We start from the raw sequence: 5,866 nt of genomic DNA, 5'->3' as shown, positions 1-5,866 counted from the left end.
CATAACGTCACTCCTATACTTCAATATCTTGAAGTATAGGAGATAATTTAACAGTGGCTGTTAAATAGTGGTAATCAGGTTTTCTTATATAAAAAATGTCTTTCTGATTTATATATCTTATTATTTAGAATCATAGATATAATCAATATGAATAGCTTCGAGCTTAATTCAAAATTTCAATATTAAATTCTAATATGTTACATATCGAAAATACAAAAAGGAGCCATAAAGCTCCTTTTTATCACTAATTAACGAGAAATATCTAATTGATTTCCAGTAACACCATTAGTTCGAAACCAACCAGCAATACTAAAACGACGTTGTGTTGCTGGCAGCACTTCATGAGGAAACATTTCAGATAAGAATACAACTAAACGCCCTGCTTTTGGATCTAACGTTGCTAATTCATTATCGTCTAAATCATACATTTTTAGACGACCACCATGCTCTGGTTGCCAATCATCATTTAGGTAAAATACCGTTGTCAATTTACGATTTTCTTGACCACGGAAACAATCTAAATGTTTTTGATAAAAATCACCTTGCTCATATTTGGCAAAATGCGCTTCATATTCAAATAATCCAAGGAAAAAATGACGATTCACTTCTGAGCGAATTTCATTCATTCGCTGTAGGAAATCGGTAACAGGCTCTCCCATTTCAGCCGACAACCATTGAATTTTATCACTTCGAATAGACTTTCGGGTTGTGTATTCATCGTTTCGACCAATACCTGCTTGGCTCCAATCTTCTGGAATACAAGCTTTAAGTTCTTTAACCTCATCCTGAGTTAAAAAGTCATCCCAGACAAACCAACCTTGCGTAAATAAAGCATCAATAAGTTTGTCGTAATTCATATTCGTTCCAATCGAAATAAAAAACGATTTATATATCCTGTTTATGTTTAGTACAAATCAGAAATTTTATACTCAAGTGCAATTTTTCTACTGCTGTAATACCTTATTACATCATTAATAATAAATATCATTTCTTATTAAAATAAATGATACTGTTTTTGCTGACTTTTACTTAATTCATCAATCGAATCTACACCATGAAAATGTTCAATCCATGCAATATTACTTCTCGGAAATTCTATTTTAATGGCTTTTTTAATGTGTTTTTTCAATGCGCTAGCTTCAGAGATAATATTCTGATCAATGTAGCCAAACTGTTTAAACACATAATCTGTAGATGAGTGTTTTAATACTTTAAAACCACGATCCTTTTTAAAAGTCAGTACTTCAAATGCATCACCAATCTGCATCGACTTTAAAAAACGTTCACAACCTGATTCAACCTGAGAAATATGTAACTTTGACATCGTAGCCTCTTAATCAAGTAAATCTGTTTTCGCTATCAACTTACAAAAATGTGCTTTTATGAGTACCTCACTAATGAAAATAACTGTCAGTATTTCATCTTTCACTGTAAAAGCTACTCTAAATGCAACATCTGGTTTTACAATAATTTTGTATTCTAAAACTCTTGATTTAGAAAAAAAAGCATGAGGTACTGATTTTATTTTACCATTATGTAACGTTAATAAGTGCGGTAATCGCTCGTGAAGATCGCACATAATTGCTTCTTCGTAACAAGCATGTTGGTGGAAAAACTTACGTAAATGTCGGTTGTTATCTATACAAATATTCATGCTTTTTTCTTTTCATATAAGAATTTTAAAAAGCATACGCTGCAGACTAATAGTTAGAAATATAAATATTTTTAAGGGAGGGTTAAGTACGTCTTAACTTATAGAGTATATGAGTAATCAATTAAGGAATGCTTTCCTTTTTCATCTTCAATTAAAATTCTTTTTGCTTGAATTATTAGTGATTTTTCATTAAATATTACTTTTGAGCTAAAAAAACGCTGATTATTAATGTAGCCATATGCTTGAGTCATTATAAATTGACCATTAAAGTAATAAGCCGAATTGAAGTTCACATAATCTTTATCCGATAACGTTATCGTTCCATTGAAATAGCTAAATCTTTCTTTTGCAGCTATTTCATTATACATAAGTGCTGTTAACGATGTTTTTCGAGTTAAATTTACGAGTTCTTTTTGCTGCTCTGCTTTAATTCGATAAATTAAGACAGGTTGATTATTAATTTGGTTATAGCTCTCATGGGTCACACCATTCATAACAAAAATACCGTTAGTAGCAAATGCTACTAACGGTTGTAAACATGCAATTAGTGCAAGTAATACTTTAAGCATTATTGAAGAGTGGTAAGAAAATCACACTGTACAAAAACACCATCACTATTCTTTTCTTCGCATGAAGTAACGATCGTATTTAGCTTACCGCCAATCACAGTAAAGTTAAGTTCATGATCCGCGGGCATCCCTTCTAACATATAGCCATAAGAATCATCATTACCTAAATACTCTCCTTTATACTGTTTTATGTAACAAGTAGGCGAGTTCATATACGTAGACATCTCATTATCTATTTCACATGTATATTTATTTTCAGAAATAGCTAAATCATCTCTCCCAATCGCTGTATTTAGATTGTATGCTGCTTGAATATTCAATTTCGCTTTTACATCATCATCTGAAAAATCAAATAACACATCAGCCCCATTCTCTGCTTGTAAGTGTTTATTCAAGTTATCGAGTAATGGTTCTAGATCTGTAAGTTCTTCTTTATTTAAAAACTCAGATAAATCCACTTTAGTATCTGCGATTTCAACAGCATCACGTAATGATTTTAAAGCTGTTGCTAAATAAATAGGATCTTGGCGTAATGTAAATACAGTTTTATCTTCAATCCACTCAACAGGAAATGCTGAAGCTCGCTCATACTCAGAAGAAGCAATAGGATAATCAACAGATCCTACATAACCAAACTCATATTCAACTGGATCTGGATTAATATCACCATACTTGCCAGCTTTCACTGTTAAGTTTTCAGCTGTTTGTACCAAGTAGTTTTCATCACTACCTGCATTATATGCAGAAATTGTACTTAAGATATTTGCAACAGTTAGCGCTACGGCACGAAGTGATTGTGCATTTTGATAAGTTAAGCGGTTTTCTTCACTTTTATTATATTCAGCAACGCGGTTAACATCAGCAAAGCTCACAGCAAGCTTATCACTGGCTGCAATCAGCTTATTTGCCAAACCAAATAAAACTTTAGCATCTTCATCTGTTGATGCTAAGCTATTATCAAAATCACCTTTAATAACTAATTCAGGTGTTTTATTAATGGCATAATCTAATGCCTGTGGTAACAAACTATCATAAGTAAAGAGAGGATTACTCACCTTAGAATAATCAAATTCAATACGCTGTTTAACGTGATCATCATTTAGTACTTCTGCAATTTCGATCGCGGCCTTTAGCACATCGATATCTGCATTGTTACTATCATCACCTTGTTCAAGAATTTTCTTATAGTCTGCTAATTTTTCCTGGTAGTTCTGTTTATGTAAATCAGGAATAATTGCTTCTACATCAGTAATTATTTTTTGAACTGCAGTACTATGAAAACCTTTCAGTTCTGGTACATTTTCATCTAAGTGTTTTTTTGCATCAGCAAATGAAACAATATTTCCACTTGGAACACCAGCATCTATAAGTGCTTTTAAGAAATCCGCTTCTTCTTTTTCAAAAAGATCTTTTGGTAATTTTGATGCATCATATTCAGCAACATCAATACCATTATCTGGGTTCCCATCAGCATCTATACTTTGTAATAAAGAAGCTATTTTTATAGCTTGTGTTGCTGTACCAGCAATAGCATATGGGGTAACAATAAGTGAATCTGCTGATACTTTAACTGATCCTAAATCAAAATCATTTAAGCTAAAATTACATAATTGCCCTTCTAGGGTATTGAATTTACCATCTACGTCTGTCTGACCTGAATTATCACCGCAATCATAATTTAGCCCAGCAACAGCACTATCAATAAATTGTGCATTTAGGATTGTTTTATCTGGTGTTGGTGGCACTGTCGAATCTGAATCACTATCACCACCTCCACAACCAATTAAGAAAGCAGGGATTAAAATAGCCAACGCAGTTTTTGTAAATTTCATTATTTTTCTCTTTATAAACAAGAAACAAAGCACAAAAGTGCAACCTGCGAAATAATACATCATACGCACCATTTTGCACGTGATATTAATCGCAATTAATTGCTCATAAAGAGTTTATTTATATTGAACTATAATCGGTAATAGATAGGTTAATTTACTTTCACTCTTAACTTATTCTTATTGTCACGATTCTGACGAATATGCTCATCACTTTGGATCATATCTGGTTGTTTCGCTAGGCGATCATATAGCACAACATTTACTGAGGCAGCTAAATTCATGCACCCGACAGTAGGAACATAAACAACATGATCGGCTCTGTCTGCAACATCTTGTGCAATGGAACCATCTTCAGGGCCAAAGATGTAAATCGCTTTTTCTGGATGCGTAAAATGAGGAAGTAATGTTGCGCCTTCTGCAAAGTCGACACATACAATCTTCATATCTACGGGTAGATCATCAAGCATTGATTCTACGCCAGTCAAAGGGATTGTCTGCTGCATTTGTTTCGTATCAGTTTGAAACTTTGCCGCTTTATCATAACGAGTTCCTGTATATAAAACAGCATCCGCTTGATAACAACCGGCAGCTCTTAGTACCGCTCCAACATTTGTAGGGCTTTTAGGATTAGTTAACCCAATAATGACTGACGCCTCTTTCATTGCTAGATGTACCTTTTTCATTGTAATAAAAACGAGGATAAGAGCTTTATTTTACCAAAGCTCTAATAATAACGATATCGATGTTCTGCTCGTATTCAGTCGTGATGAACACAATGAACAGGCAATTAATAATGAGGAGTTAGTCTATTTCTTCGTGTTCAGCGATGCGAGCACGACGAAGTGCAGCTTCTTCCATCACTGCATTAATTTCAGCCATCACGCTATCAATATTCGCATCGACATCACTTTCAACATAAATACCCGTTAGTTCAGTCTCTGGCTTTAATGTTCCAGCTTCAAATAATGCCCACATTTCTTTTGCGTATTGTGTATCAAGCAACTCAGGTACATATTGACCATAATAGTTAGCCATATTTTTAACATCACGCTCAAGCATCCATTTGGCGTTATTATTGGCTGAAGCATCTACTGCTTGAGGTAAATCAATAATAACAGGGCCATTGGCATCAACTAACACATTAAACTCTGATAGATCGCCATGAATAAGGCCGATGCATAACATACGCTTAACGTAATTAATCATTAACTCATGATGCTGTAATGCTTGCTCTTTCGTTAGCATAATATCATTGAGTCGCGGAGCCACATTGCCATTAGCATCGGTAATAAGCTCCATCAACAATACGCCATCAAAACAACCATAAGGAACAGGAGCTCGTATATCAGCTTTGGCTAACAACGACAGCGCATCAACTTCTGCTTGCTGCCATACTTTTTCTTGCTCATCACGACCAAACTTAGAGCCTTTCTCCATGGCTCGTGCGCGACGACTATTACGTACCTTTCGCCCTTCTCGATATGAGACTGCTTTTTTAAAACTACGTTGATCTATTTCTTTATAAACTTTTGCGCAACAGATCTTTCCACCACTGCGAACAACATATACGGAAGCTTCTTTGCCACTCATTAATTGTGATAATACATCATCAACAAGCCCATCCTCTACGAGGGGTTGTAATCGTGGGGGTATCTTCATTGCACCTACATTATTAATTACAGAATAAAATTTTAAATTTTGTCGCATTATCACTTTCTGTGAATTTTTAACAAGTACTGACGTCTATTTATTTTTACCTGATTACCACTATTTAACAGCCACTGTTAAATTATCTCCTATACTTCAAGGTA

7 protein-coding genes are annotated in these 5,866 nt (G+C 34.3%); all 7 read right to left on the bottom strand.

From position 1 onward, the window contains the following. Window positions 1-248: 248 nt before the first annotated feature. The 7 genes from I3259_RS19730 to I3259_RS19700 all read right to left on the bottom strand — a co-directional run bounded on the left by I3259_RS19730 (window position 249) and on the right by I3259_RS19700 (window position 5,714). A complete protein-coding gene (locus I3259_RS19730) occupies window positions 249-857 on the bottom strand; it encodes a 2OG-Fe(II) oxygenase (protein WP_238031381.1) in 609 nt (202 codons plus the stop codon). 137 nt (window positions 858-994) lie between these two features. Next, a complete protein-coding gene (locus I3259_RS19725; protein WP_238031380.1) occupies window positions 995-1,324 on the bottom strand; it encodes a hypothetical protein in 330 nt (109 codons plus the stop codon). A gap of 9 nt (window positions 1,325-1,333) precedes the next feature. Further along, window positions 1,334-1,654 (bottom strand): hypothetical protein, encoded by a 321-nt coding sequence (locus I3259_RS19720; protein ID WP_238031379.1) that lies wholly within the window; start codon window positions 1,652-1,654, stop codon window positions 1,334-1,336. A 98-nt stretch (window positions 1,655-1,752) separates the two neighbouring features. Continuing rightward, a complete protein-coding gene (locus I3259_RS19715; RefSeq protein WP_238031378.1) occupies window positions 1,753-2,223 on the bottom strand; it encodes a hypothetical protein in 471 nt (156 codons plus the stop codon). Next, window positions 2,223-4,115, bottom strand: a complete 1,893-nt coding sequence (locus I3259_RS19710; RefSeq protein ID WP_238031377.1) for a hypothetical protein — start codon at window positions 4,113-4,115, stop codon at window positions 2,223-2,225. The genes I3259_RS19715 and I3259_RS19710 overlap by 1 nt, the downstream gene beginning before the upstream one ends. Before the next feature lie 89 nt (window positions 4,116-4,204). Further along, a complete protein-coding gene (locus tag I3259_RS19705; protein WP_238031376.1) occupies window positions 4,205-4,717 on the bottom strand; it encodes an RNA methyltransferase in 513 nt (170 codons plus the stop codon). Between the two features lie 139 nt (window positions 4,718-4,856). Next, the gene (locus tag I3259_RS19700) at window positions 4,857-5,714 is read right to left on the bottom strand and encodes a PA4780 family RIO1-like protein kinase (protein ID WP_238031375.1); all 858 of its coding nucleotides are present in this window, start codon (window positions 5,712-5,714) and stop codon (window positions 4,857-4,859) included. Between the last annotated feature and the right edge of the window lie 152 nt (window positions 5,715-5,866).

It is taken from the genome of Photobacterium sp. Ph5, from assembly GCF_022129445.1.
Lineage (GTDB): Bacteria > Pseudomonadota > Gammaproteobacteria > Enterobacterales > Vibrionaceae > Photobacterium.
The sequence above is the reverse complement of the archived record's forward strand: the minus strand, read 5'-3'. Positions and strand labels throughout refer to the sequence as shown.